At 74.5% G+C, this 25,344-nt stretch carries 18 protein-coding genes and 1 pseudogene; 15 read left to right on the forward strand and 4 right to left on the reverse strand.

The window, feature by feature from the left end:
• Positions 1-96: 96 nt before the first annotated feature.
• The 7 genes from ACIPAE_RS22045 to ACIPAE_RS22075 all read left to right on the forward strand — a co-directional run bounded on the left by ACIPAE_RS22045 (position 97) and on the right by ACIPAE_RS22075 (position 11,356).
• The gene (locus ACIPAE_RS22045; RefSeq protein WP_402447331.1) at positions 97-1,281 is read left to right on the forward strand and encodes an AAA family ATPase; all 1,185 of its coding nucleotides are present in this window, start codon (positions 97-99) and stop codon (positions 1,279-1,281) included.
• Positions 1,278-4,025 (forward strand): DUF5682 family protein, encoded by a 2,748-nt coding sequence (locus ACIPAE_RS22050; RefSeq protein ID WP_402447333.1) that lies wholly within the window; start codon positions 1,278-1,280, stop codon positions 4,023-4,025. The genes ACIPAE_RS22045 and ACIPAE_RS22050 overlap by 4 nt, the downstream gene beginning before the upstream one ends.
• Positions 4,022-5,284 (forward strand): VWA domain-containing protein, encoded by a 1,263-nt coding sequence (locus ACIPAE_RS22055; protein WP_402447335.1) that lies wholly within the window; start codon positions 4,022-4,024, stop codon positions 5,282-5,284. Before ACIPAE_RS22050 ends, ACIPAE_RS22055 begins: the two co-directional genes overlap by 4 nt.
• Positions 5,285-5,587: 303 nt before the next feature.
• Positions 5,588-6,760 carry an ADP-forming succinate--CoA ligase subunit beta gene (gene sucC, locus ACIPAE_RS22060; RefSeq protein WP_329365648.1) on the forward strand — a complete coding sequence of 391 codons (1,173 nt, stop codon included), beginning with the start codon at positions 5,588-5,590 and terminating at the stop codon, positions 6,758-6,760.
• A gap of 21 nt (positions 6,761-6,781) precedes the next feature.
• A complete protein-coding gene (gene sucD, locus ACIPAE_RS22065) occupies positions 6,782-7,666 on the forward strand; it encodes a succinate--CoA ligase subunit alpha (RefSeq protein WP_329365645.1) in 885 nt (294 codons plus the stop codon).
• Between the two features lie 266 nt (positions 7,667-7,932).
• Positions 7,933-8,586, forward strand: coding sequence for a hypothetical protein (locus ACIPAE_RS22070; RefSeq protein WP_402447337.1), 654 nt, complete (start codon positions 7,933-7,935; stop codon positions 8,584-8,586).
• Between the two features lie 757 nt (positions 8,587-9,343).
• Positions 9,344-11,356 (forward strand): DUF6350 family protein, encoded by a 2,013-nt coding sequence (locus ACIPAE_RS22075; protein WP_402447339.1) that lies wholly within the window; start codon positions 9,344-9,346, stop codon positions 11,354-11,356.
• Positions 11,357-11,399: 43 nt separating this feature from the next.
• Here the strand turns inward: ACIPAE_RS22075 and ACIPAE_RS22080 are convergent, their stop codons facing one another.
• A complete protein-coding gene (locus ACIPAE_RS22080) occupies positions 11,400-12,281 on the reverse strand; it encodes a hypothetical protein (RefSeq protein WP_329365639.1) in 882 nt (293 codons plus the stop codon).
• A 237-nt stretch (positions 12,282-12,518) separates the two neighbouring features.
• Between ACIPAE_RS22080 and purN the strand changes: the two genes are divergently transcribed.
• Together purN and purH are read left to right on the forward strand one after the other, a co-directional pair.
• Complete coding sequence (gene purN / locus ACIPAE_RS22085) at positions 12,519-13,142, forward strand: phosphoribosylglycinamide formyltransferase (protein ID WP_402447341.1); 624 nt, start codon at positions 12,519-12,521, stop codon at positions 13,140-13,142.
• Positions 13,139-14,722 carry a bifunctional phosphoribosylaminoimidazolecarboxamide formyltransferase/IMP cyclohydrolase gene (gene purH / locus ACIPAE_RS22090; RefSeq protein WP_402447343.1) on the forward strand — a complete coding sequence of 528 codons (1,584 nt, stop codon included), beginning with the start codon at positions 13,139-13,141 and terminating at the stop codon, positions 14,720-14,722. Before purN ends, purH begins: the two co-directional genes overlap by 4 nt.
• Positions 14,723-15,298: 576 nt before the next feature.
• On the opposite strand, the gene ACIPAE_RS22095 is transcribed toward purH, so the two are convergent.
• Positions 15,299-15,979 (reverse strand): RDD family protein, encoded by a 681-nt coding sequence (locus ACIPAE_RS22095; protein WP_329365636.1) that lies wholly within the window; start codon positions 15,977-15,979, stop codon positions 15,299-15,301.
• A gap of 201 nt (positions 15,980-16,180) precedes the next feature.
• Here ACIPAE_RS22095 and ACIPAE_RS22100 point away from each other — a divergent pair.
• From ACIPAE_RS22100 to ACIPAE_RS22120, 5 genes and pseudogenes are all read left to right on the forward strand, one after another.
• A pseudogene (locus tag ACIPAE_RS22100) lies at positions 16,181-17,057 on the forward strand (bifunctional methylenetetrahydrofolate dehydrogenase/methenyltetrahydrofolate cyclohydrolase); the annotation flags it as partial.
• 12 nt (positions 17,058-17,069) lie between these two features.
• On the forward strand, positions 17,070-17,486 hold the full coding sequence (locus ACIPAE_RS22105) for a DUF3017 domain-containing protein (RefSeq protein ID WP_329374014.1): 417 nt from the start codon (positions 17,070-17,072) through the stop codon (positions 17,484-17,486).
• A gap of 590 nt (positions 17,487-18,076) precedes the next feature.
• Positions 18,077-18,946 (forward strand): helix-turn-helix domain-containing protein, encoded by an 870-nt coding sequence (locus ACIPAE_RS22110; RefSeq protein WP_402447345.1) that lies wholly within the window; start codon positions 18,077-18,079, stop codon positions 18,944-18,946.
• 240 nt (positions 18,947-19,186) lie between these two features.
• Positions 19,187-20,176 (forward strand): malate dehydrogenase, encoded by a 990-nt coding sequence (locus tag ACIPAE_RS22115; protein ID WP_402447347.1) that lies wholly within the window; start codon positions 19,187-19,189, stop codon positions 20,174-20,176.
• 510 nt (positions 20,177-20,686) lie between these two features.
• Entirely contained in the window at positions 20,687-22,192 is a 1,506-nt protein-coding gene (locus tag ACIPAE_RS22120; protein ID WP_402447349.1) for an LCP family protein, read from the forward strand.
• 30 nt (positions 22,193-22,222) lie between these two features.
• Here ACIPAE_RS22120 and ACIPAE_RS22125 read toward each other — a convergent pair whose 3' ends face one another.
• Positions 22,223-23,707 carry a PLP-dependent aminotransferase family protein gene (locus ACIPAE_RS22125; protein WP_402447351.1) on the reverse strand — a complete coding sequence of 495 codons (1,485 nt, stop codon included), beginning with the start codon at positions 23,705-23,707 and terminating at the stop codon, positions 22,223-22,225.
• 49 nt (positions 23,708-23,756) lie between these two features.
• Here ACIPAE_RS22125 and ACIPAE_RS22130 point away from each other — a divergent pair, with 49 nt between their 5' ends.
• Entirely contained in the window at positions 23,757-24,269 is a 513-nt protein-coding gene (locus ACIPAE_RS22130) for a carboxymuconolactone decarboxylase family protein (RefSeq protein WP_329365625.1), read from the forward strand.
• Here the strand turns inward: ACIPAE_RS22130 and ACIPAE_RS22135 are convergent.
• On the reverse strand, positions 24,247-25,125 hold the full coding sequence (locus tag ACIPAE_RS22135) for a hypothetical protein (protein ID WP_366412356.1): 879 nt from the start codon (positions 25,123-25,125) through the stop codon (positions 24,247-24,249). The two genes, ACIPAE_RS22130 and ACIPAE_RS22135, sit on opposite strands and share 23 nt — an antisense overlap.
• Positions 25,126-25,344 lie beyond the last annotated feature (219 nt).

Genomic DNA, 25,344 nt, shown 5'->3' on the forward strand with positions numbered 1-25,344 from the left:
CGATTGTCAGTGGTCGGGTGCATCGTGGAGACCACACCGAACGAGCACGGGGCCGAAGGGTCCCGCGCAAGCGAGTGGGGGAGAACCGTGTCGCTCATGTCCGAAACCAGCAGCACCACCGCCGGTCCCGAGCCGGTCGCGCCCGGCGGCGGCTTCGGCACCGCTCAGGCCGGTCCTGACGGCAGTGCCGCGCCCGGCTTCGAGCAGGCCCTGCGGCCGCACGCGGAGGACACCTTCGCGGGCGAACTCGCCGCGCTTGCCGCCGCCGACGACCGCACCCGCCCGGCCCGCTGGAAACTGTCCCCGTGGGCGGTCGCCACCTACCTGCTCGGCGGCACCCTCCCGGACGGCACCGCGATCACCCCGAAGTACGTCGGCCCGCGCCGCATCGTGGAGGTCGCCGTCACCACCCTCGCCACCGACCGCGCGCTGCTGCTGCTCGGCGTGCCCGGCACCGCGAAGACCTGGGTCTCCGAACACCTCGCCGCCGCGATCAGCGGCGACTCCACCCTCCTGGTCCAGGGCACCGCGGGCACCCCGGAAGAGGCGATCCGCTACGGGTGGAACTACGCACAGCTGCTCACCCACGGCCCCACTCCCGACGCCCTCGTGCACAGCCCGGTGATGCGCGCGATGGCCGAGGGCCGGATCGCCCGGATCGAGGAGCTGACCCGCATCCCGGCCGACGTGCAGGACACCCTCATCACCATCCTCTCCGAGAAGACCCTGCCGATACCGGAGTTGGGCACCGAGACCCAGGCCGTGCGCGGCTTCAACATGATCGCGACCGCCAACGACCGCGACCGCGGGGTCAACGAACTGTCGAGCGCCCTGCGCCGCAGATTCAACACCGTGGTGCTGCCGCTGCCCGCCACCGCGGAGGAGGAGGTGGACATCGTCTCCCGCCGGGTGGACCAGCTCGGCCGCGGCCTCGACCTGCCCGCCGCCCCGCGCGGCGCCGACGAGATCCGCCGCGTGGTCACCGTCTTCCGCGAACTGCGCGGCGGCGTCACCGAGGACGGCCGCACCAAGGTCAAGTCGCCCTCCGGGACGCTCTCCACGGCCGAGGCGATCTCCGTCGTCACCGGTGGGCTCGCGCTCGCCGCGCACTTCGGCGACGGGGTGCTGCGCGCGAGCGACATCGCCGCCGGAATCCTCGGCGCGGTCGTCCGCGACCCGGCCGCGGACCGGCTGGTCTGGCAGGAGTACCTCGAAACGGTGGTCCGCGGGCGCGACGGCTGGAAGGACTTCTACCGGGCCTGCCGCGAGGTGTCCGCATGACCGCCCTCGGCGGTGAGGCGGTCGCGGTGCGGTCGGCCGCCGTCATGGCCGCAGCCGCGGCCTCTGTCGAGTCCGCCGCGCCGGATGCCGCACCCGCACCCGACGTCGTGGCCGGCGCGGTCACCGGTCCGTCCCCGTCGCGACTGCCCGCGGCCCGGCGCGTCCGGGCCACCCGCGGCGCGGACGACGTGCTGCTGCTGGGGGTGCGGCACCACGGACCCGGTTCGGCGCGGGCGGTGCGTGCCGCGCTGGACGCGTACCGCCCGGAGGCCGTGCTGATCGAGGGACCGCCGGAGGCCGACGCGTTGACCGCGCTGGCCGCGGCCCCGGCGATGCGGCCCCCGGTCGCGCTGCTCGCCCATGTGGCCGACGATCCGGCACGCGCCGCGTTCTGGCCGTTCGCCGAGTTCTCCCCCGAATGGGTGGCGATGCGGTGGGCGGCCGAGGCGGGCGCCGCCGTACGGTTCATCGACCTCCCTGCCGCGCACACCCTGGCCCTGCGCGCGGCCGACTCGGCCGAGGACACCCCCGCCGATCCCGCACCCGAAGCCGATCCCGCACCCGATTCCGGTTCCGGTTCCGAAGCCGCGCCCGATTCCGGCCCTGATTCCAGCTCCGATTACGGCTCCGACGCCGCGGCCGTACGGATCGACCCGCTGGCCGTGCTCGCCGAGACCGCGGGGTACGACGACCCGGAGCGCTGGTGGGAGGACGCGGTCGAGCACCGGGGCGGCGGCGCGGACGACACCGACCCGCTCGCGCCGTTCGCCGCCGTGGCCGAGGCGATGGCCGCGATCCGGGCGACCTACGGCGACGGCGGCGACCCGCGCGACCCGCTGCGCGAGGCGCACATGCGGCTGCGGCTTCGGGAGGCCCGCCGGGCGTACCCGCGCACCGCCGTGGTGTGCGGCGCCTGGCACGTCCCGGCGCTCGCCGCGCCTGTCCCGGCCACCGCCGACCGGCAGCTGCTCAAGGGCCTGCCGAAGGCCAAGGTCGAGACGACCTGGGTGCCCTGGACCCACCGCAGGCTCGCCCGGGCGGGTGGATACGGCGCGGGGATCGACTCGCCGGGCTGGTACCAGCACCTGTTCACCGCGCCGGACCGCCCGGTCACCCGGTGGATGACGAAGGTCGCCGGGCTGCTGCGTGCGGAGGACCTGCCGGTCTCCTCGGCCCATGTCATCGAGTCGGTGCGGCTGGCCGACACGCTCGCGGCGATGCGCGGCCGCCCGCTGGCCGGACTCGGCGAGACGGTCGACGCGGTGCGGGCGGTGATGTGCGACGGCTCGGAGGTGCCGCTCGCGCTGATCCGGGACCGCCTCGTGGTCGGCGACGTGCTCGGCGAGGTCCCGCCGGACGCCCCCGCGGTGCCGCTCGCCCGCGATCTCGCCCGCGAGCAGCGCCGGTTGCGGCTGAAGCCGGAGGCCCTGGAGCGCGAACTCGACCTCGACCTGCGCAAGGAGACCGACGCCGACCGCAGCCGGCTCCTGCACCGGCTGCGGCTGCTGGGCATCGACTGGGGCGAGCCGGGCACCGGGCGCGGCGGCAAGGGCACCTTCCGGGAGACCTGGAAGCTGCGCTGGGAACCGGAGTTGGCGATCCGTGTCGCCGAGGCCGGGATCTGGGGCACCACGGTACGGGCCGCGGCCGGCACCCGCGCCCAGGAGGTGGCGGTCGCCGGGGCGACACTCGCCGACGTCACCTCGACCGCCGAACTGTGCCTGCTGGCCGGGCTGTCCGACGCCTTGCCGACGGTGATGCGGGTGCTCGCCGACCGCGCCGCGCTGGACGCGGACGTCGCCCACCTCGCGGCGGCGCTGCCCGCACTGGTCCGCGCGGTCCGGTACGGAGACGTCCGCGGCACCGACTCCGCGGCCCTCGCCCGGGTCGCGGCCGGGCTCGCCGAGCGGGTCCGGATCGGCTTCCCCCCGGCCTGCGTCAACCTCGACCAGGACGGCGCCGCCGCACTGCGCGCCCACATGGACGAGGTCCACCGTGCGATCGCCCTGCTGCCCGAAGCCGAATCCGAGCACGGACCCGAGCGTGTGACAGAGCGCGGACGCGAGCCTAAATCCGGGCGTGTACCCGAGCCTGCGGAGAAGGCCGAGCCCGGGCCCGCCCCCGAACCCGGACCGGCGCCCCCTTCCACCGGCGGCCTGCGGGACCGGTGGGCCGGGATGCTGCGGGCGCTCGCCGAGCGGGACAGCGCCGTGCCGGGGCTGCTGCGCGGCGCCGCCGCCCGGCTGCTGCTGGACGAGGGCCGGCTGGACGCGGCCGAGGCGGCCCGGCTGATGGGCCTCGCCCTCTCGCCGGGCACCGGCCCCGCGGAGGCGGCCGGCTGGGTCGAGGGCTTCCTCGCCGGCGGCGGGATGCTCCTCCTGCACGACGAACGGCTGCTCGGCCTGGTGGACGGCTGGCTGGCCAGGGTGCCGCAGGACGCGTTCACGGACGTACTCCCGCTGCTTCGGCGGACGTTCGCGGAGTTCGAACCCGGAGTGCGGCGCTCGGTCGGCGAGTTGGTGCGGCGCGGACCGGCCGCCGTTCACCGAACGCGGGCGGCGGCGGGCGGCACCGGGGAGGCGGGGCTGCCCGGCTTCGGCCCCGACCTGGACCGGGCCCGCGCGAACACCGCGGCCAGGACCGTACGGCTGCTGCTCGGCCGCGCCGGGACCACCGGCCCGGCCGAACTGGAGGACGACCAGGACCCGGCGGAGCCGGACGACCGAGGGGGAGCGCACGCATGACGCACACACCACACCCGACCGGACCCGGCACCAGCACCGGACCCGGCACCGGCATCGACACCGCACCCGTCACGGGCATCGACACCGCTTCCCGCCCTCCGCACGCCGCCGATGCCGACGAGCGGCTGCGGCGCTGGCGGCTCGTTCTCGGTGGCGGCGCGGCCGAGGGGACCGGTTGCGAGCTGAGCGGCCGGGACGCGGCGATGGACCGTACGCTCGGCGCGCTCTACGGCGGCGGCCGGTCCGGCCAGGGGGAGAGCGGGGGAGCGGAGCGGTCGGCCGGCCTGGGCGGTTCGGCGCCCCGGGTGGCCCGCTGGCTGGGTGACATCCGGACCTACTTCCCCAGTTCCGTCGTCTCGGTGATGCAGCGCGACGCGATCGACCGGCTCGGCCTGTCCGCGCTGCTGCTGGAGCCGGAGATGCTGGAGGCGGTCGAGGCGGACGTCCACCTGGTGGGCACCCTGCTGTCGCTGAACCGGGCGATGCCGGAGACCACCAAGGAGACCGCCCGGGCGGTGGTGCGCAAGGTGGTGGCTGACCTGGAGAAGCGGCTCGCGACCAGGACCCGGGCGACGCTGACCGGCGCGCTGGACCGTTCGGCGAAGACCTACCGGCCGCGCCACCGCGACATCGACTGGGACCGCACCATCCGGGCCAACCTCAGGCACTACCTGCCCGAGCACGGCACCGTCGTGCCCGAGCGGCTGGTCGGCTACGGCCGCGCGGACCAGGCGGTGAAGAAGGACGTCGTGCTGTGCATCGACCAGTCCGGCTCGATGGCCGCGTCCGTCGTCTTCGCCTCCGTCTTCGGCGCCGTCCTCGCGTCCATGCGGTCCATCGACACCAAGCTCGTGGTCTTCGACACGGCTGTGGTCGACCTCACCGACGCGCTCGACGACCCGGTGGACGTCCTCTTCGGCACCCAGCTCGGCGGCGGCACCGACATCAACCGCGCGCTGGCGTACTGCCAGTCGCTGATCACCCGGCCGGCCGAGACCGTCGTGGTGCTGATCAGCGACCTCTACGAGGGCGGTATCCGTGACGAGATGCTCCGGCGGGTCGCGGCGATGAAGGCGTCCGGTGTGCAGTTCGTGGCGCTGCTCGCGCTGTCCGACGAGGGCGCACCGGCGTACGACCGGGAGCACGCCGCCGCGCTGGCCGCCCTGGGCGCCCCGGCCTTCGCCTGCACTCCCGACCTCTTTCCCGAGGTCATGGCCGCCGCGATCGAGAAACGTCCCCTCCCCATACCGGAAGCCTGAACCCCCGGGCACCCCCTTCCGTGCGGCGGGGCCACTCCGCAGGAGGCTGTGACCGTTCTCACCGCCTCCATGTGAGGCACGATTTAGGACGTCACGGCCCACGGCGATAACCTGCAAGACGGACATGCCGCGTACTCGGTCACCGTGTGCGCTTCCCTTGTGACTGCGCACAGTCGCCTTGCCCGTAGCGGCACGCCCAGCCGATCAGGCGGCGCTGTACTTCCGGCGGCAGCCGCCTGCGAGACGCTGAATTCCGGGCCTCCGCCCGAGGAATCCAGAAGACCATAAGGGAGACGGACGCGCGTGGACCTGTTCGAGTACCAGGCGAGGGACCTCTTCGCCAAGCACGGTGTACCGGTGCTGGCCGGTGAAGTCATCGACACGCCTGAGGCGGCGCGCGAGGTGGCGGAGCGGCTGGGCGGCCGGGCGGTCGTCAAGGCACAAGTCAAGGTGGGCGGCCGCGGCAAGGCCGGCGGTGTGAAGCTCGCCGCGGACCCGGCCGACGCGGTGGCGAAGGCCGACGCGATCCTCGGCATGGACATCAAGGGCCACACGGTCCACAAGGTCATGCTCGCCCAGACCGCGGACATCAAGGAGGAGTACTACGTCTCCTTCCTGCTGGACCGCACCAACCGGACCTTCCTCGCGATGGCCTCCGTCGAGGGCGGCGTCGAGATCGAGGTCGTCGCCGAGGAGAACCCCGACGCGCTCGCGAAGGTCCCGGTCGACGCGCTGGAGGGCGTGACCCCGGAGAAGGCCGCCGAGATCGTGGCCGCCGCGAAGTTCCCGGCCGAGATCGCCGACCAGGTCGCGGACGTGCTCCAGCAGCTGTGGACCGTCTTCGTCAAGGAAGACGCCCTGCTGGTCGAGGTCAACCCGCTGGTGAAGACCGGCGAGGGCAAGATCGTCGCGCTCGACGGCAAGGTCTCGCTCGACGAGAACGCCGCCTTCCGGCAGCCCGAGCACGAGGCGCTGGAGGACAAGGCCGCGGCCAACCCGCTGGAGGCCGCCGCCAAGGCCAAGGGCCTGAACTACGTCAAGCTCGAAGGCCAGGTCGGCATCATCGGCAACGGCGCGGGCCTGGTCATGTCCACCCTGGACGTCGTCGCCTACGCCGGTGAGGCGCACGGCGGCGTGAAGCCCGCCAACTTCCTCGACATCGGCGGCGGCGCCTCCGCCGAGGTGATGGCGAACGGCCTGGAGATCATCCTGGGCGACCCGGACGTCAAGTCCGTCTTCGTCAACGTCTTCGGCGGCATCACCGCCTGCGACGAGGTCGCCAACGGCATCGTGCAGGCCCTGGCGCTGCTCGCCTCCAAGGGCGAGGAGGTCACCAAGCCGCTGGTGGTCCGTCTGGACGGCAACAACGCGGAGCTGGGTCGCAAGATCCTCTCGGACGCCAACCACCCGCTGGTGCAGCGCGTCGACACGATGGACGGCGCGGCCGACAAGGCCGCCGAGCTGGCTGCGAAGTAAGGGAAGAGGACTCAAGACACCATGGCTATCTTCCTGACCAAGGACAGCAAGGTCATCGTCCAGGGCATGACCGGCGCCACCGGCATGAAGCACACCACCCTGATGCTGGGCGACGGCACCAACATCGTCGGCGGCGTCAACCCGCGCAAGGCCGGCACCACCGTCACCTTCGAGCAGGGCGACGTCCCGGTCTTCGGCTCCGTCAAGGAGGCCATGGAGGCCACCGGCGCGGACGTCACCGTGATCTTCGTACCGGAGAAGTTCACCAAGAGCGCGGTCGTCGAGGCGATCGAGGCCGAGATCCCGCTCGCGGTCGTGATCACCGAGGGCGTCGCCGTCCACGACACCGCCGCGTTCTGGGCGCTCGCCCAGTCGAAGGGCAACAAGACCCGGATCATCGGCCCGAACTGCCCCGGCCTGATCACCCCCGGCCAGTCGAACGCGGGCATCATCCCCGGCGACATCACCAAGCCGGGCCGGATCGGCCTGGTCTCCAAGTCGGGCACGCTGACCTACCAGATGATGTACGAGCTGCGTGACATCGGCTTCTCGTCCGCGGTCGGCATCGGCGGCGACCCGATCATCGGCACCACGCACATCGACGCGCTCGCCGCGTTCGAGGCCGACCCCGACACCGACCTGATCGTGATGATCGGCGAGATCGGCGGCGACGCCGAGGAGCGGGCCGCGGCCTACATCGAGAAGAACGTGACGAAGCCGGTCGTCGGCTACGTCGCGGGCTTCACCGCGCCCGAGGGCAAGACCATGGGCCACGCCGGCGCCATCGTCTCCGGCTCCTCCGGCACCGCGCAGGCGAAGAAGGAGGCCCTGGAGGCCGCGGGCGTCAAGGTCGGCAAGACGCCGTCCGAGACCGCGCGGCTGGCGCGGGCCATCCTGGCGGGCTGACCGAACCCGCCACCGGGCCCGGACCGGGCCCGGCTCAGTGGTTCACGGCGGCGGGGGGGGGGGGGGGGGGGGGGGGGGGGGCCGGGGCGCCCGGGGGGGGGGGGGGGGGGCCCCGCCCCCCCCCCGCCCCCCCCCCCCCCCCCCCCCCCCCCCCCCCCCCCCCCCCCCCGCCGTGCTGTGCGGGGCCGGTCCGGTCGCCGCTCCGGGCGGGAGCGTGCGCGCCCGGGCCCGACTGCCGTGCACGGTGCGCCGATTGGTGCGCCGGGGTGAGGATCACCGCGACCGTGGTGGCCGCCGCGATCGCCGCGGTCAGGGCGTACGCGCCGACGGTACGATGCCGCGCCCCGCGCTCGCTCGCGGCCCGCACGCCGTCGGGGAGGTCCGGCGGCTCGGCGACGGAACCGGAGTTCGAGCCCGAGTCCCCGCCGGGACCGGCGTCCGGGACGGCGCCGCCGTCGAGCAGTGCGCCGAGCCGCGCCGGCAGCACCGCCTCCGCGAGGTCCGGTACGGCCTCGGTCAGCGTCTCGCGGGCCGCGATGATCCGGGCCGCGGCCGCCTCCTCGCTGGCCTCCACCTCCGCTGCCGCCGCCGGCAGATCGAGCCCGAGCCCGTCGTGGAGCAGGAGCGCCTTGCGCTGGGTCGGGCGGAGCGTGAGCAGGGCTGCCGCCAGCGGGTCGTCGGGGGTACGCGGCCGGGTCCGGTGCCCGCCCGCCCACGCGGGCACCCACCGCTGCCAGGGCGCCAGCGCGTGGTCGTACGCGGCCGCGCGCAGCCAGCCCACCGGGTCGCTGTCCCGCGCCACCTCGGGCCACCGCTGCCAGGCCAGGTCGTACGCGTACGCCACGGACCTCCGCGCCTGGGACGCGTCACCGGTGAGCAGGTCCACCTGGCGCAACAGGGCGCCGGCGGCATGCCGGTAGAGGGCGTCGAAGGCGTCGTCGGGGGTGGCGTCGGCGGGAAGGCCGAGGTCCGGTGCCGGGATCGGGGCGGGGGCGGGCGACGCGGCTTCGGGTACGTACGGTGCGGACACGGGTACGGATTCGGGCGCGGATTCGGGCGCTGGTTCGGGTGCGGGTGCCGTCACCACCTCGGCGTCGAACGGCACTTGAGGTGCCGTCAGGGTGGCGGCGCCGATGGCGGTCGGAGCGGCGGCCGCCACGAGTGCCGCGGACCGGGGGGCCGTACGAGCTGCCGCGCCCGCGCCCACGGGGGTCCTGGCGGGGCCGCCTGCCGCGCGGGGTGCGCGGGTGTCCGCGCCCGCGTACGTGCGGTTGCCCGCGACCGCCGCCTTCTTCCGGTCGGCTTCCCGGCCGGCCTTGCGCCCGCCGCGGCCCGCCCCCGGGCCCGACCCGGCGGTGGCGGCCTTGTCCGTGCTCTGACCGTCGTCCGCGGCGGGCGCCGTGCCCTGACCATCGCCCCCGGGCGTACCCGTGCTCGCGGGCGCCGCCGGGCGGGTCGAGGGGCGGGGCCGGGCGGACCTGGCCGCGGCCGACCGTTTGCGGGACTTGCGCCGCGAACTCATCGGACCGCCTTCCGCCGGGCCCCCGCCGCACCGGTGGCGTCCATCCGTTGACATGACGGTCCGAAAAAATGACACATAGGGCACATCATGGCCGACACGTCGGCTTTTCGCCTTCTCCCGGGGCGAAACGGGTGTTCCTGTCACCATGGGTGGCCGTGACGCAGACGAGCGAGCCGCTGACCGCTTCCGTATCCGCCCCGCCGCCGCGCTGGGCCGCGCTCCGCGTGTCCGCGCTGGCCGCGGGCGCGGTCGCCGCCGGGCTGGGACTCGGCGGGATCGCCGCCGCCGTGCTGATGCTGTGGATCGGTTCGCCCTTCCCCGACACCAGTCTCGGCGGCGCCCTGCACGTGGGCGCCGACCTGTGGCTGCTCGCGCAGGGCGCGGACCTGGTGCGTACCGACACGCTCTCCGGCGACCCCGCGCCCGTCGCCCTGGCGCCGCTGCTGCTCAGCGTGCTGCCCGCGTGGCTGGTCTTCCGCGGCACGTCCTCGGCCGTGGCCGCCGCGGTCGACGGCAAGGACGCCGACGGGCCGGAGAGAGCCACCGACGAAGACGGCTCCGACGGTCACGCCGGCGCGAGCGGCCCGGCTGCCCACGGCGGCTCGCCCGGCTCGCCCGGCGACGACCCCGACGGACGGCTCACCGGCTCGGCCCGGCTGCGCGCCGCCGCCGCGGTGACCGGGTGGGTGCTCGCCGGCTATCTCACCCTCGCCGCGATCGTCGTCGTCTACGCCACCGGCGGTTCCGTCCACGTCGATCCGCTCACCGCCCTGTACGTGCTGCTCTTCTCCGGCACCGCGGCCGGCTGCGGGGCGTGGGCGGGCTGCGGGCGGCCCGGGCCGGAACGGCTGCCGCTGGACCGCTTCCGCGGCGCCCGCCTCCACCGGGTGCACCGGGCCTACGCCGAGGAGGTCGGCGCGGCGGTACGGGCCGCGGCCATGGCCGGCGCGCTGCTGGTGGCCGGCGGCGCCCTGATCGGCGCGGCCGCGCTGGTCTGGCACATGGGAGCGGTCGGCCAGACGTACCAGCAGCTCAGCGCGCCGCTGGTGGGGCGGGTCTCGGTGCTGCTGCTGGCCGTCGGCCTGGTGCCCAACCTCGCGGTGTGGGCGGCGTCGTACGCGCTCGGGGTCGGCTTCGCGGTCGGCACGGGCACCTCGGTGGCCCCGGCCGGCGCCTCCGGACACCTGCTGCTGCCCGGTTTCCCGCTGCTGGCCGCGCTGCCGGACCGCGGTACGTCCTGGGTCGGCTGGACCACGCTCGCGGTCCCGGCGCTGGTCGCGCTCGCGGTGGCGTGGTTCGTCGGGAACGACGCCTGGCCGGTGTGGAGTACGGTCCGCGTCACGGCCGGGGCCTCGCTCGTGCTGGGCGCCGGGTTCGCGGTGCTCGCCGCGTGGTCGGGGGGTGCGCTCGGCCTGCGCAGGCTCGCGGACTTCGGGCCGGCCTGGTGGCTGGCGGGGGCCGCGGCGGCCGGGTGGACGCTGGTGATCGCGGTGCCGGCCGCGCTGGTGCTGCGCTACCACGTGGCCCATCCGCCGCACCCGTGGCGGTCGTTGGTCGGTGAGCTACGGGTGACCCGGCCGCGGATGCCCGACGTGTCGTGGGCGCGGCTGCGCAGGTCGGCGGGGAGCGGTACCGGCGAGCAGGGCCCGAGCGAAGCGGTGGCTCCGGTGCCCCCGGGCCCGCCGGCGCAGGGCGCCCCCGCGTTCGTGCCGAAGCCGGCCCCGGCCGCGCCGACCGCCTTCCCGCCGCCGCTGCCCGGCCTCGCCCCGACGCAGTCCGACCCGCTGCCGTGGCCCAACCCGGCCCCGTTGCCGCTCTTTCCGCCACCGCTGCCCGACCTGCCGCCCTCAGCGCCCCCCGCGCCCCCGGCCCCGCCCGCGGCCCCGCCGACCCCGGTCCCACCCCGTCCGGCCGACCCGCCCGCGGAACCGTCCACCCGTTCCGGAGCCGAACCGCCCGTGCAGGAGCCCGTGAAGTCGGCCGCAAATCCGTCCGTGCAGGAGCCCGTGAAGTCGCCCGCGGAACCCCCCGGGCAGCAGCCGGCCGCGGACCCACCCGCAGAGCCGGCCACCGATCCGTCCGCGGATGCACCCGCCGAGTCCTCGGTCCCACCGGCGCCGCCGGCCGAACCCCCGCCCGCCGGGCAGCCCGAACCCGACGGGCTCTAGGCCCGACCCCTGAGCGATGGCCGGACGGCGCCGGCCCTGGTGGTCAGTCCCGCAGGGCGGGCAGGCCGCGCAGCGGGGAGGGCAGGAGCTTCTGGCAGGCGTGCGAGGCCGGAGCGGTCAGCGCGTCCGACTTGCAGTCGTAGTAGTCGCGGTAGGCGATCTGGAAGCCGTAGGTGGCGCCGACGATCGCGAGGGTGAGCGCGCTGGTGATGACGCCGGTCCAGGCCGCCGTGAGGAAGGAGCGCTGGGCGTCCGGGCCGGGCGCGGGCGGCGCCGGGCGGGGGGACTGGGTGGCGTCGGCGAGCGCGGAGGCGGCCTGGGCGCGGGCCTTGGCGCGGTCCTCGGGGGACATCCGCAGCGCGCTGACGCCCCAGTAGAGGGCGAGCGCGCCGAGCAGCAGACCCAGCGGGGTCCAGCCGAGCAGCGAGAAGATCAGCCCCCAGCCGCCGCAGATCAGGGCGTACCGCGAGCGGCGCTGGGCCGGGTCGGTCGGGTCGAAGCGCGGGCCCTGGCCCTGCGGCCCGGTCGGTCCCTGCTGGTCCCCGGGGCGGCGGGCGAACGGGTCCGGCCGGCCGGACTGCGGCTGGCGGCTGCTCCACTGGTGGCCCCACGCCTGCGGGGCGCCGTGCGGGTGCTCCGGCCCGCCCTGCTGCCCGTGGTCGCCCGAGCCGTGGTCACCTGAGCCGTGGTCGCCCGAGCCGCCACCGGAACCGGTGCCGCCCGAACCCCCGGAGCCGGACCCGGAGCCGCCGGACCCACCTGCCCCGCCACCCTGATGCCCGGGGTCGCCGGAGGGCTGCCTGGGCTGCCACGGGCGGTCCGGGGCACCCTCGGGCGGGGGCGCGAACGGGTTGTCCCGCCGATCGCCCTCGGGCGCGCGCAGCGCGAGTTCAATGCGGCCGCTGCTCATGATGTGATGCGCCATCCCCTTGGGCTCGACTCCTGTCGCGTACGTGTTCTCCCCCAGACGCTACCGCCCGCAGGCTCCCCCGTCCCGTGGGGGCCGTCCGGAGTGCCGGTATCGTTGCTGACGGTCGGCGCACTCGTAGGGTTCCCCGAATTCGAGCGGCCCCGGTCTCATAGAAACATCCAAGCAGCCCGAAATACAGCCGCCAGGGTCCCCGTTCGCGGGATTCCCGCACGCCCGAGAGAGGCCCCCTCCGTGGCCGCCCGCACTCCTGCTCGTCTCGTCGTCCTCGTCTCCGGTTCCGGCACCAACCTCCAGGCCCTGCTCGACGCCATCGACGCCCAACCGGCGTACGGCGCGCGGATCGTGGCGGTCGGTTCGGACCGCGAGGGGATCGCGGGCCTTGAGCGGGCCGAGCGCGCCGGGCTGCCCACGTTCACCGTGCGGGTGCGGGACCACGCCGACCGGGCCGGCTGGGACGCCGCGCTCGCCGAGGCCACCGCGGCGTACGACCCGGACCTGGTGGTCTCGGCCGGCTTCATGAAGATCGTCGGCCCGGCGTTCCTGGCCAGGTTCGGCGGCCGGTTCGTCAACACCCATCCGGCGCTGCTGCCCAGCTTCCCCGGTGCCCACGGCGTGCGGGACGCGCTCGCGTACGGCGCCAAGGTCACCGGGTGCACCGTCCACTTCGTCGACGACGGCGTCGACACCGGCCCGGTCATCGCCCAGGGCGTGGTCGAGGTCCGGCCGGACGACACGGAGGAAGCGCTCCACGAGCGCATCAAGGAAGTCGAGCGACGGCTGCTCGTCGACGTGGTGGGACGCCTGTCGCGTGACGGCTACCGCATTGAGGGACGAAAGGTTTTGATTCCGGCATGAGCGCCACCTCCCAGGACACCCCGCAGGACAGCGGGACGCAGCGGCCCATCCGCCGCGCGCTGATCAGCGTCTACGACAAGACCGGTCTGGAGGAGCTGGCCCGCGGCCTGCACGCGGCCGGCGTCGAACTGGTGTCGACCGGCTCGACCGCCGGGCGGATCGCCGCCGCCGGCGTGCCCGTCACCAAGGTCGAGGAGCTGACCGGCTTCCCCGAGTGCCTGGACGGCCGGGTGAAGACCCTGCACCCGCGGGTGCACGCCGGCATCCTCGCCGACCTGCGGCTGGAGGACCACCGCAGGCAGCTCGACGAGCTGGACGTCAAGCCGTTCGAGCTGGTCGTGGTGAACCTCTACCCGTTCCGCGAGACCGTCGCCTCGGGCGCGAGCCCCGACGAGTGCGTCGAGCAGATCGACATCGGCGGCCCCTCCATGGTCCGGGCCGCCGCCAAGAACCACCCCTCCGTCGCGGTCGTCACCAGCCCCGCCCGCTACGCCGACGTGCTCGCCGCGGTGGGCGACGGCGGCTTCGACCTCGCCGCCCGCAAGCGGCTGGCCGCCGAGGCGTTCCAGCACACCGCCGCGTACGACGTGGCCGTGGCCTCCTGGTTCCTGGACGGCTACAGCGCCGACGACGAGTTCCCCGCCTTCACCGGCGCCACGTACACCCGCCTCAACACCCTTCGCTACGGCGAGAACCCGCACCAGGGCGCGGCGATCTACACCGACGGCAGCGGAACCGGCCTGGCGGGCGCGGAGCAGTTGCACGGCAAGGAGATGTCGTACAACAACTACGTCGACACCGAGGCCGCCCGCCGGGCCGCCTACGACCACGACGGCGTCTGCGTGGCGATCATCAAGCATGCCAACCCGTGCGGGATCGCGGTCGGCGCCGACGTCGCCGACGCGCACCGCAAGGCGCACGCCTGCGACCCGCTCTCCGCGTTCGGCGGGGTCATCGCGGTCAACCGTCCGGTGTCCGTGGCGATGGCCGAGCAGGTCGCGGAGATCTTCACCGAGGTGATCGTCGCCCCCGCCTACGAGGACGGCGCCGTCGAGGTGCTGGCCCGCAAGAAGAACATCCGCGTGCTGCGCTGCGCCGACGCGCCCGCCGCCACCACGGAGCACCGCCCGATCGAGGGCGGCGTCCTCGTGCAGGCCAAGGACCGGCTCCAGGCCGACGGCGACGACCCGTCCACCTGGACCCTCGCGACCGGTGAGCCGCTGTCCGCCGCCGAACTGGCCGACCTCGCGTTCGCCTGGCGGGCCTGCCGGGCGGTCAAGTCCAACGCGATCCTTCTGGCGAAGGACGGGGCGACCGTCGGGGTCGGCATGGGGCAGGTCAACCGGGTCGACTCGGCGAAGCTGGCGGTGGAGCGGGCCGGGGTGGAGCGCGCCGCGGGTTCCTACGCCGCCTCCGACGCGTTCTTCCCGTTCCCCGACGGGCTTGAAGTGCTGACCGCCGCCGGCGTCAAGGCGGTGGCCCAGCCGGGTGGGTCCATCCGTGACGAGGCGGTCGTCGAGGCTGCGAAGAAGGCCGGGGTCACCATGTACTTCACGGGTACCCGCCACTTCTTCCACTGACCTCGCGGGGGCGGTGCCCCTGACCCCCCGGGTGCCCCGCTCCCGCCCGTCCCGGGACCACCCCCCGGTGGGTGGCTTGTCGCGCCGTTCCCCGCGCCCCTTCGGGGTGGTTGCCCGCCGCGTTCACAGTGCCGGTGCGTTGTGGCTTGTCGCGCAGTTCCCCGCGCCCCTAGGACGGTGCCCCTTGCGGTCGTGCCTTCACCTTGCGGTGCGTTGTGGCTGGTCGCGCAGTTCCCCGCGCCCCTGGGTATGTGCGGCTCCCTCCGCGAAAGGAGCCGCACCAAGTGAGGCGCGCTGTGCAGCGGAGGCGCGCCACAAACAAGGGGCGCGGGGAACTGCGCGACCAGCCCATGACCGGGGGAAGGTCCGGGGAGCCCCCGCAAGGGGCAGACTGTGCGGACGCTCAGCGCGTCAACGGAACGGGCTCAAGCACACGGGAGGGGGCGCCCCCGAAAGGAGCGAGGTTCGTTCCGCGGAAGAGCCGCAAGTTGCCCAGGGGCGCGGGGAACGGCGCGACAAGCCACCCACCGGGGGTGGTCCCGAGACGGGCGGGAGGGGGGCACCCGGGGGGTCCGGTCAACCGTTGTCACGGATAACCACGGTGTGGACCATTTTGTCCGCCCAGGTCTGGTGCTTCTCGTCCCAGAGGGGCCAGAGGAAGCCGAGGCAGCAGGGGAGCGAGTCGAGGGCGTGGAGGATGCGGCGGCCGAAAGCGCGCCAGAACCCGAGTGCGGAGCCGTCCGCCTCGCGCAGGAGCCGGATGCCGACGATGCGCTTGCCGGGGGTCTGCCCGGTGCGGCCCTCGCGGTAGGCGAGGAAGAGGAGCGCGGCGAGCGACAGCAGCGCGCCGACGAGCATGAGCATGGCCGAACTGGTGGGCACGCTCGGGGTGGTGCACTGCGACCGCGGGATGTCGTGGTCGTCGCAGGTGTTCCACGCGTCGACCAGCTTGCTCGCGAACCGGCCGTAGCCGGCGAAGAACAGGCCGCTCGGTATGAGGTTGAACATCAGCCCGTCCAGCAGCATGGCGCCGAGGCGGGCGCCCCAACTGGCCGGCGGCGGCATGCCGGGCGGGAGGTTGCTCGGGGCCGGGTAACCGTACGGACCTGCCTGGTAGCCGGGACCGGCACCGTAGGGCTGGCCGCCCTGGGGGTACGGACCCGGTCCGTACGAGGGTTGGCCGGCCGACGGCGGTTGCCCGAAGGGCTGCGGAGGCGGGTCACCGTACGGGTTGGCAGGACCGGGGGGCTGGCTCACGAGCGGATTCCTTGGCAGCAGGGGACGGGCGTGCGCGCACATCGTCGGGCCCGGGCGGGGGAGCGCGCAAGGGGCAGGCTTGCCCGGTTTGGCCGGACCGGTCTCGTTCCGCGCCGCGCCCGCAGGCCCTGCGGAGCCCGCCCGGTGTCCGGTTCGCGGGCGGATTGGTCGCCCGCCGGGCAGATCCGCGAGTATGGAGCCATGACCGCCCAGATTCTCGATGGCAAGGCCACGGCCGCCGCGATCAAGTCCGAGTTGACCGTCCGCGTCCAGGCGCTCAAGGACCGCGGTGTCCAGCCCGGTCTCGGCACCCTGCTGGTCGGTGACGACCCGGGCAGCAAGTGGTACGTCGCGGGCAAGCACCGCGACTGCGCGCAGGTGGGCATCGGCTCCATCCAGCGCGAACTGCCGGACACCGCCACGCAGGAGGAGATCGAGGCGGTCGTCCGCGAGCTCAACGCCGACCCCGAGTGCACCGGCTACATCGTGCAGCTGCCGCTGCCCAAGGGCATCGACACCAACCGGGTGCTGGAGCTGATGGACCCGGAGAAGGACGCGGACGGGCTGCACCCGATGAGCCTGGGCCGCCTGGTGCTCGGCGTTCCCGGGCCGCTGCCCTGCACGCCCAACGGCATCGTGGAGCTGCTGCGGCGGCACGACGTCGAGATCAACGGTGCGCATGTGGTCGTGGTCGGCCGTGGCATCACCGTCGGGCGGTCGATCGGGCTGCTGCTCACCCGCAAGTCCGAGAACGCCACGGTGACGCTCTGCCACACCGGGACCCGGGACCTGTCGGCGCAGTTGCGGCAGGCCGACATCATCGTGGCCGCGGCGGGCGTGCCGCACATCGTCAAGCCGCAGGACGTCAAGCCGGGCGCGGCCGTGCTCGACGTCGGCGTCAGCCGTGACGAGAACGGCAAGATCGTCGGCGACGTCCACCCGGGTGCCGCCGAGGTCGCCGCGTGGCTCTCGCCGAACCCGGGCGGGGTCGGGCCGATGACCCGCGCGCTCCTGCTCCAGAACGTCGTGGAAGCGGCCGAGCGCACGGCGGCGGGCCATGTCGGCTGAGGCGGCGGGCCTTCCCGCGGAGGTGCCCGACGGCACCGCGCGTTCCGTGCCGCGCGAGCCCGGCGGGCGGCCCGAGGCCACGCGTGGCATCGCCCGGCCCGAGGGTGGGGGCCGTGCGGCCGGCAGCGACGCGCCCGCGCCTGCCCGGCAGTGGCCGATCATCGTGGTCATCGCCGGGGCGATCATCGGGCTCATCGTCACCGCGGCCGGGGCGTTTCGGGCCGGCACGGTCCTGATCGGGGCGTCGCTGCTTCTCGGTGCCGTGTTGCGCTGGGCGCTCACCGCTGTCGGGATGCTCGCGATCCGCAGCAGGTTCACTGACGTGATCACCTACGGGATTCTCGGTGCGGCGATCGTTCTGCTCGGGCTCATGGCCCAGCCGGACCCCCTGATCCGGATTCCGTTCCTGGAGGACGTCATTCACTTCTCTGTGCGCTGAGCTTGGCCCTGTCCCCCCGAAGTGGGTGGTCCTGTCGGTTCCGGGACCATCCCCCGGTGGGTGGCTTGTCGCGCCGTTCCCCGCGCCCCTGGGTGACTGCGGCTCTTCCGCGGAACGAACCTCGCTCCTTTCGGGGGTGCCCCTTACCGTGTGCTCGGTCGTGTTCTGTTGGCGGGCTGTGGGTCCGCAGGGTCTGCCCCTTGCGGGGGTTCCCCGGATCTTCCCCCGGTGAGGGGCTGGTCGCGCAGTTCCCCGCGCCCCTTGTTTGTGGCGCGCCACCGCTGCACAGCGCGCCTCACTTGGTGTGGCTCCTTTCGCGGAGGGAGCCGCACATACCCAGGGGCGCGGGGGACTGCGCGGTCAGCGGGTTGCCGGGCGGCGGGCGGGAGCAGGCTGACAGCGCGGGGTGGCGGAGCCGGGGAGGGGCGCCCTTGGGGCGCTCGCTTAGCACGGTGGGGGCCGAAACGGTGGGGGTCGGGGGAAAGTCGTCCGGTTGAGGGAACGTCGTCCTAGCGTGGCCGGGAAACGGGGTCGGGTGAGGGCGAGGGGTTGCCGTGGGGCAGTGGGAGCCGTTGGCGCACCGTATTCCGATGGACGTGCGGCGGCTTGCCACGCAGCTTCGCCGGATGAAGGACCGCAGCGGCCTGACGGTGCCCGCGTTGGCCGCGCGGACCGCGCAACCCGTGGAGACGTGGGAACGGGTCCTGGCCGGACGGCAGTTGCCGCCGCTGGACGCGGTGGAGGTGCTGGCCCAGGCGAGCGGAGCGGACTACGCCCGGGTCGGCGAGCTGTGGCGGCTGGCGGAGAAGGCGAGCACCGGTACGGGTGACCGGGGCAGGGGCAAGGCGGTGCCGCACCCCGACCCGCTGGACCCGCTCGGCGCGGAGGAGGGGCTGCCGGGCCGCCGCCGGCAGTTCCTGCTGCTGGCCACGGTCGCCCTGCTCGCGGTGGGCGCGCTGACCGCGGTCCTGCTGACGGCGGGACCGAGCACCGGCCGGGCCCCCGCGGGACAGGCGGACCCGTCGCTGACGGCGCCCGCCGCACCCGGCGCCTCCGCACCGGCCCATGGGCACGGGAGCGGCGGCACCCCGCGGTCGCCGGGCCCGGGCGACACCGCCACCGCGGGAACGGGCGACCAGAACCCCGGGGCCGTGGACCAGCCCCTCACCGGCGGCGGCGAACCGTCGGCGTCCGGCGCGGGCCCGAACGGATCGGGGGGCTCGGCCGGTTCGGCGGGCTCGGCCGGAACCTCCGCCACCGGCACCCCGGGCAAGGGCGCCCCCGCCACGACCCCGCCCGCGGGCGCGAACGGCGGCGCGGGCGGCGGCACCGCCACGGGCGGCGGCTCCGCCGACCCACCCTCCGCCCCGCCCACGAGCGCCGGCCCGACCCCGGACCCCAGCCCGTCCCACTCCCCGTTCTGCCTCGGCCTGATCCTGCTCGGCGTGTGCGTCGGCTGACGATCCGGCTGACGGCGCCGCGCCGTACGACCCGGCCCCGTACGGCGCACGTACCGCCGTCGGTGACCCGGGCCACAGGAGGCAGCGTCATCTCCGCGCGCGGCGCGCGATAGCCTGGCGACTGGCTCTCTTGACGCCGAGAGATCCACGTTCGGGGCCGCTCGGGCCACTGCCGGGGCGACCGAGTACCCGCCAGTACCACCCGCAGCACCACCCGAAGCAGAAGGCCAGGAGAAGGCAATGACTCGCACTCCCGTCAACGTCACCGTCACCGGAGCGGCCGGCCAGATCGGCTACGCCCTCCTCTTCCGTATCGCCTCGGGCCACCTGCTCGGCGCGGACGTGCCGGTGAAGCTCCGGCTGCTGGAGATCCCGCAGGGCCTCAAGGCGGCCGAGGGCACTGCCATGGAGCTGGACGACGCCGCCTTCCCGCTGCTGCACGGCATCGACATCTTCGACGACCCGAACGCCGCGTTCGACGGCGCCAACGTGGCCCTGCTGGTCGGTGCCCGCCCCCGCACCAAGGGCATGGAGCGCGGTGACCTGCTGGAGGCCAACGGCGGCATCTTCAAGCCGCAGGGCAAGGCCATCAACGACCACGCGGCCAACGACATCAAGGTCCTGGTCGTCGGCAACCCGGCGAACACCAACGCGCTGATCGCGAAGTCCGCGGCCCCCGACGTACCCGCCGACCGCTTCACCGCGATGACCCGGCTGGACCACAACCGCGCGCTCGGCCAGCTCGCGAAGAAGACCGGTGCGGCCGTCGCGGACATCAAGCGCGTCACCATCTGGGGCAACCACTCCGCGACCCAGTACCCGGACGTCTTCCACGCGGAGATCGCGGGCAAGAACGCCGCCGAGGTGATCAACGACGAGCAGTGGCTCGCCGACACCTTCATCCCGACCGTCGCCAAGCGCGGCGCGGCCATCATCGAGGCCCGCGGCGCCTCCTCCGCCGCCTCGGCCGCCTCCGCCGCCCTGGACCACGTGCACACCTGGGTGAACGGCACCGCCGACGGCGACTGGACCTCCATGGGCATCGTCTCCGACGGTTCCTACGGCGTCCCGGCCGGCCTGATCTCCTCCTTCCCGGTGACTACCAAGAACGGCTCGTACGAGATCGTCCAGGGCCTGGACATCAACGCCTTCTCCCGGCCGCGCATCGACGCGTCGGTGCAGGAGCTGGCGGAGGAGCGCGACGCGGTCCGCGGTCTCGGCCTGATCTGATCCACCGGGGGCCGCCGGACCGGCACTCCTCCGGTCCGGGCGCCCGGCACGCCGGTTCCGTACGGCCCCGCCACTCATCTGTTGAGCGGCGGGGCCGTACGCGTCCGCACCGCCGTGGCGCTGTCGGGTTGGTCACAATGCCTGGGCGATACAGGCGAATCGCCCCCAAATGACCACTCCGAATGTGGAGACGGGGTGAAGGAACGCTGTGAAGTCGTGAGCGGACTGCAACCCGGCGCGGGTTTGGTGGGTCTCTGTTGGCGTTCCTGCCAGGTGTGTTCCGTTCGAGGTTGCGGGGAAACGCGTATGACCAGGTCCTCCAGTGGTTCGCGGAGGCACGCCCCGGGGCGCCCGGGGAGCGGCGCCGTGCCGGGGGCCGGCGGGGCGCCAGAGGATGGCACGCCGCCCGGGGCGGGTGCGCCGGGGCCGGCCGGCGGCGGGCGTGCCGCGGCTCGCAGGAGCCAGCGGAAGCGGGGCGGCCGGCGGGCCCTGAAGATCGTCGGTCTGACCATGGGGTTCGTGCTGCTGCTCGGCTGCGGCGCCGCCGCCTACGCGTATTTCAAGCTGTCCGGCAACATCAAGTCCGACGACCTGTCCGCCAACGGCAAGAACGGCGCCGGCACGGAGAAGCCGGACGCGTTCGGCCGCACCCCGATCAACCTGCTGGTGATCGGGTCGGACCAGCGCACCGACGCGGGCGACAGGCAGCTCGGCGGCGCCGCCGACTCCAGCGGCGCCCGGGCCGACGTGGAGATGGTGGTGCACATATCCGCCGACCGTTCCAACGCGACCGTGATGAGCGTTCCCCGCGACCTGGTCGCCAGCTGGAGCGGCTGCCACGACAAGGGCCACCCCAGCATGGGCCCGCAGACCGACCAGAAGATCAACGCGGCGCTCAACGGCGGCCCGGGATGCAGCGTGGACGCCGTGCACCAGCTCACCGGGATACCCATCGACCACTTCATGATGGTCGACTTCAAGGGGGTGGTGAAGATGTCCAACGCGGTCGGCGGGGTGCCCGTCTGCGTCGACAACAACGTCTACGACCCCTACAGCCACCTGAAGTTGAAGAAGGGCAACCACGTGCTCAAGGGCGACGCGGCCCTGGAGTTCCTGCGTACCCGGCACGGCTTCGGCGACTCCAGCGACAGCCGCGGCCGCACCGTCGCGCAGCACATCTACCTCAACTCGCTGGTCGGCACCCTCAAGAGCCACGGCACGCTGAGCAGTCCGACCAAGCTGTGGAAGCTCGCCAACGCCGCCACCTCCGCACTGACCGTGGACAACGCGCTGGACACGCCGACCAAGTTGATCGGCCTCGCGAACGACCTCAACAAGGTCCCGCAGAACCGGATCACCTACGCCACCCTGCAGACCTACGACACCAAGGTGAACGGCGTCGACGAGACGCTGATCAGCAAGCCGAGCGCGCCCGCGCTGTTCCGTACCATCATCGACGACCAGTCGCTCACCACGGGCAGCGGCGCGAAGACGAAGGCGGCGGCCACGCCGACGGTGGCGCCCGGCACCATCGCCGTGCAGGTGCAGAACGGCTCGCGGGCCACCGGCCGGGCCGGCGCGATCGCGCAGGAGCTGATCGGCAAGGGCTTCAGCCCGCAGACCAGCTCCGGTGACGGCCCGGACACCACGACCACGTCGCTCAGCTACCCGGCCGGCGAGCAGGCACAGGCCCAGACCGTCGCCAAGGCGCTCGGGCTGCCGTCGAAGGCGGTCAAGCAGGGCACCGGCAACGGGATCGTGCTGCTGCTCGGCACCGACTGGACCACCGGCACGGTGTACCCGGGCGGCAAGGCCGCCTCGACGCCCTCCGACAGCAAGGCAGCGCTCGAGGGCGCCAACTCCAAGCTCAGCAAGTGCGCGCAGGTCAGTACCTTCGACGACGTCATCGGCCTGAACGCGGCCGGGCAGCCCACCTCCTCCGACCACACCTACGGCAGCACCTCGCCGACCCACGCCTACGCACTGAGCCCGAACATCAAGGACTCGGCGCCGTAAGGGCGTCGGGGCGCCGGGGGCTGGTCCGGGTCAGCCGCAGAACTCCGCGAGCACCCCGCACAGCAGGTCCAGCGCCCCGCCGAACGCGTGCTCGGGCGGGGTGGCGTAGCCGATCACCAGCGCGGGTCGGGCGGCGGTACGGGCACCCAGCAGGTCCAACCCGCCCAGCGCGAGACCGCGTTGCCGGGCCCGCTCGGTCAGCTGCTCCAACGGGCCCGCCGTCGGCGGGAGTTCCACGACCGCGTGCAGTCCGGCGGCGATGCCGGAGACCCGGACCGACGGCACCCGCTCGCCGAGCGCGGCCACCAGCCGGTCCCGGCGGGCCCGGTAGCGCAGCCGCATCCGCCGCACGTGCCGGTCGTGCGCACCGGACCCGATGAACTCCGCGAGCGTCAACTGGTCGAGCACCGGCGAGTGGTGGTCGGCCATCCGCTTCTCCCGGACCACCGCGTCCATGAGGTGCGGCGGCACCGTGATCCACGCCAGCCGCAGCCCGGGCGCCAGGCTCTTGCTCGCGGTGCCTGCGTACACCACGTGTTCGGGCGCCAGGCTCTGCAGGGCGCCGACGGGCTGGCGGTCGTAGCGGAACTCGCCGTCGTAGTCGTCCTCGAAGACCAGGCCGCCGGTGGCACGAGCCCAGTCGACGACCGCGGTGCGGCGCGCGGGCGACAGCGGGACGCCGGTGGGGAACTGGTGCGCGGGCGTGAGCAGCACCGCGTCCACGGTGCCGTCGAGGCGTTCCACCCGGGCGCCGTCGCCGTCCAGCGGCAGCGGTACGGTCTCCAGCCCGGCGGCCCGCAGCAGCGCGCGGGTGTCGGGGAAGCCCAGCTCCTCCACCGCGATACGGCGCCCGCCGCGGGCGCGCAGCACCCGGGCGAGCAGGCCGACCGCCTGGACGAAGCCGGTGCAGACCATCAGCAGTTCGGGGTCGGCCCGCACGCCTCGCACCCGGGCCAGATACGCCGCGAGCGCCTCCCGCAGCTCGGGCCGCCCGCGCGGGTCGGAGTACCCGAACGCCTCGCTCGGCGCCGCGGTCAGCGCCCGGCGTGCGGCGGCGCCCCAGGCGGCCCGGGGGAAGGCGGAGACGTCCGGCGAGCCGGGCCACAGCGAGTACGGCAGCCGTACCGCGTCCGGCACCATCCCCGGCGGCCCCTCGGCGGCGCGCGCCCGGGCGGCCCCGGCCCGTACCGGCGGCGTGGCCTGGCGCGCCGCGACCGCCGTGCCCGACCCCTGCCGCGCGGTCAGCCAGCCCTCCGCGACGAGCTGCCCGTACGCGTCCGCCACCGTGTTCCGCGCCAGGCCCAGGTCACGGGCGAGCGCCCGGCTCGACGGCAGCCGCGTGCCCGGCGCGAGCCGCCCGTCCCGCACCGCCTCGCGCAGCGCCGCCTCCAGCCCCGCCCGCGCCCCCGCCCCCTGATCGCGCTGGGCGGCGAGGTCGAGCAGCAGGTCGTATCCGCCCGCGCGGCCAGGCGCGGCGCGGCGGCCCTGCTCCCCGGAAGTGGCCCGTGCAGTCATACGGCAAGTGGACCACGGGACGGAGCCACTTCGCGGCTACGTTGGCGGTATGAGCACTTCCGAGCAGACCTCCTCCGCCCCGGCCCCCGGCGCCGCCGGTGACGCCACCGTGGCCCCGCCGCCGCGCCGGATCGACCTCAACGACAAGGCGCCGGACTTCTACCAGGCGATGTTCGCGCTGGACAAGGCCGCGTCCGCCGGGCTCGACCCGGTCGTGCGCGAGCTGGTGCGGGTGCGTGTCTCGCAGCTCAACGGCTGCGCGTACTGCGTCGACAAGCACAGCGCCGACGCCCGCGGGCTGGGCGTCACCGAGCAGAAGCTCACCGGGCTGACGGTGTGGCGCGAGACCCCGTTCTTCACCGCGCGCGAGCGCGCCGCCCTCGCGCTGGCCGAGGCCGTCACCGAACTGGGCGCCCACGGTGTCCCCGACCCCGCCTACGACGGTGCCGCCGCGCTCTTCGACGAGGACGAGCTGCCCCGGCTGATCGCCCTGTGCGTGACGATGAACGCCTGGAACCGGATCGGCGTGACCTGCCGGCTCAGCCCCGTGACCCGAGCCTGACGCCCTGCGGCTCGGCGTCGGCGGCCTCCGCCGGCGCCCCGCCCTCCCCGTAGCGGGCCAGCGCGAGCCCGCCGGCCACCGCCAGCACGAACCCCGCGACGGCCGCCGGGGCCCAGCCGGCCCGGGTCCTGTCGTGCAGCGCGAGCACCCCGACCAGTGCGGGGCCGACCGTCTCGCCCAGCACCATCCCCGCGGTGGCCGCGGTGACCGAGCCCTGGTGCAGCGCCGAGGTCAGCAGCAGGAAGGCGGCGCCGCCGCCGACCAGCAGGGCGTACGACGCCGGGTTCGTGACCAGCGCCCGCGCCGTGACCGGGTCGAGCAGCCGCACCGCGACCTCCACCACGCCGAAGCCGAAGCCCGCGCCCAGGCCGAGCAGCGCGGCCCGGAACCGCTGCGGCAGCCTCCCGGCGGGTAGCGCGCCCAGCGCCAGTACCGCGAGTGCGGTCGCCAGGATCGCCCAGCGCAGGGTGCTGCCGCCGTGGCCCGAGCCCTCGCCGCCCGAGGCCAGCGCGAGCAGGGCCAGCCCGCCGCAGACCGTGGCCACCCCGGCCCACTCGCCGCGGGCGAGCCGCGTGCCGAGCAGCGGGCTCGCCAGGACCGCGGTCACCGCGAGGCTCGCGGCCAGCGCGGCGCCCACCGTGTACACCGGCAGGCCGCGCAGGGCGATCACTTCCAGTACAAAGCCGGCGCAGTCCAGGGCGAGGCCGGCGATGTACGGGGTCTGGCGGGCCGCGGCCACCAGCAGCCCCGCGGCGCCGCGGCCCTCTCCCGCGACCCGTGCGGCCATCGCTTGCAGTGCCGTTGCCGCGCCGAAACACACCGCGGCGCCGAGCGCCGCGACCAGTCCGATCCCCATTCGCCGATGTTACGGCGCCCCCGACCCCCCGGGTGCCCCGGTCCCGCCCGTCTCGGGACCACCTCCCGGTGGGTGGCTTGTCGCGCCGTTCCCCGCGCCCCTGGGTGACTTGCGGGTCTTCCGTGGAACGAACCTCGCTCCTTTCGGGGGTGCCCCTTACCGTGTGCTCGGTCGTGTTCTGTTGGCGGGCTGTGGGTCCGCAGGGTCTGCCCCTTGCGG

The sequence above is a fragment of the Streptomyces sp. NPDC087270 genome (assembly GCF_044744625.1).
Lineage (GTDB): Bacteria > Actinomycetota > Actinomycetes > Streptomycetales > Streptomycetaceae > Actinacidiphila.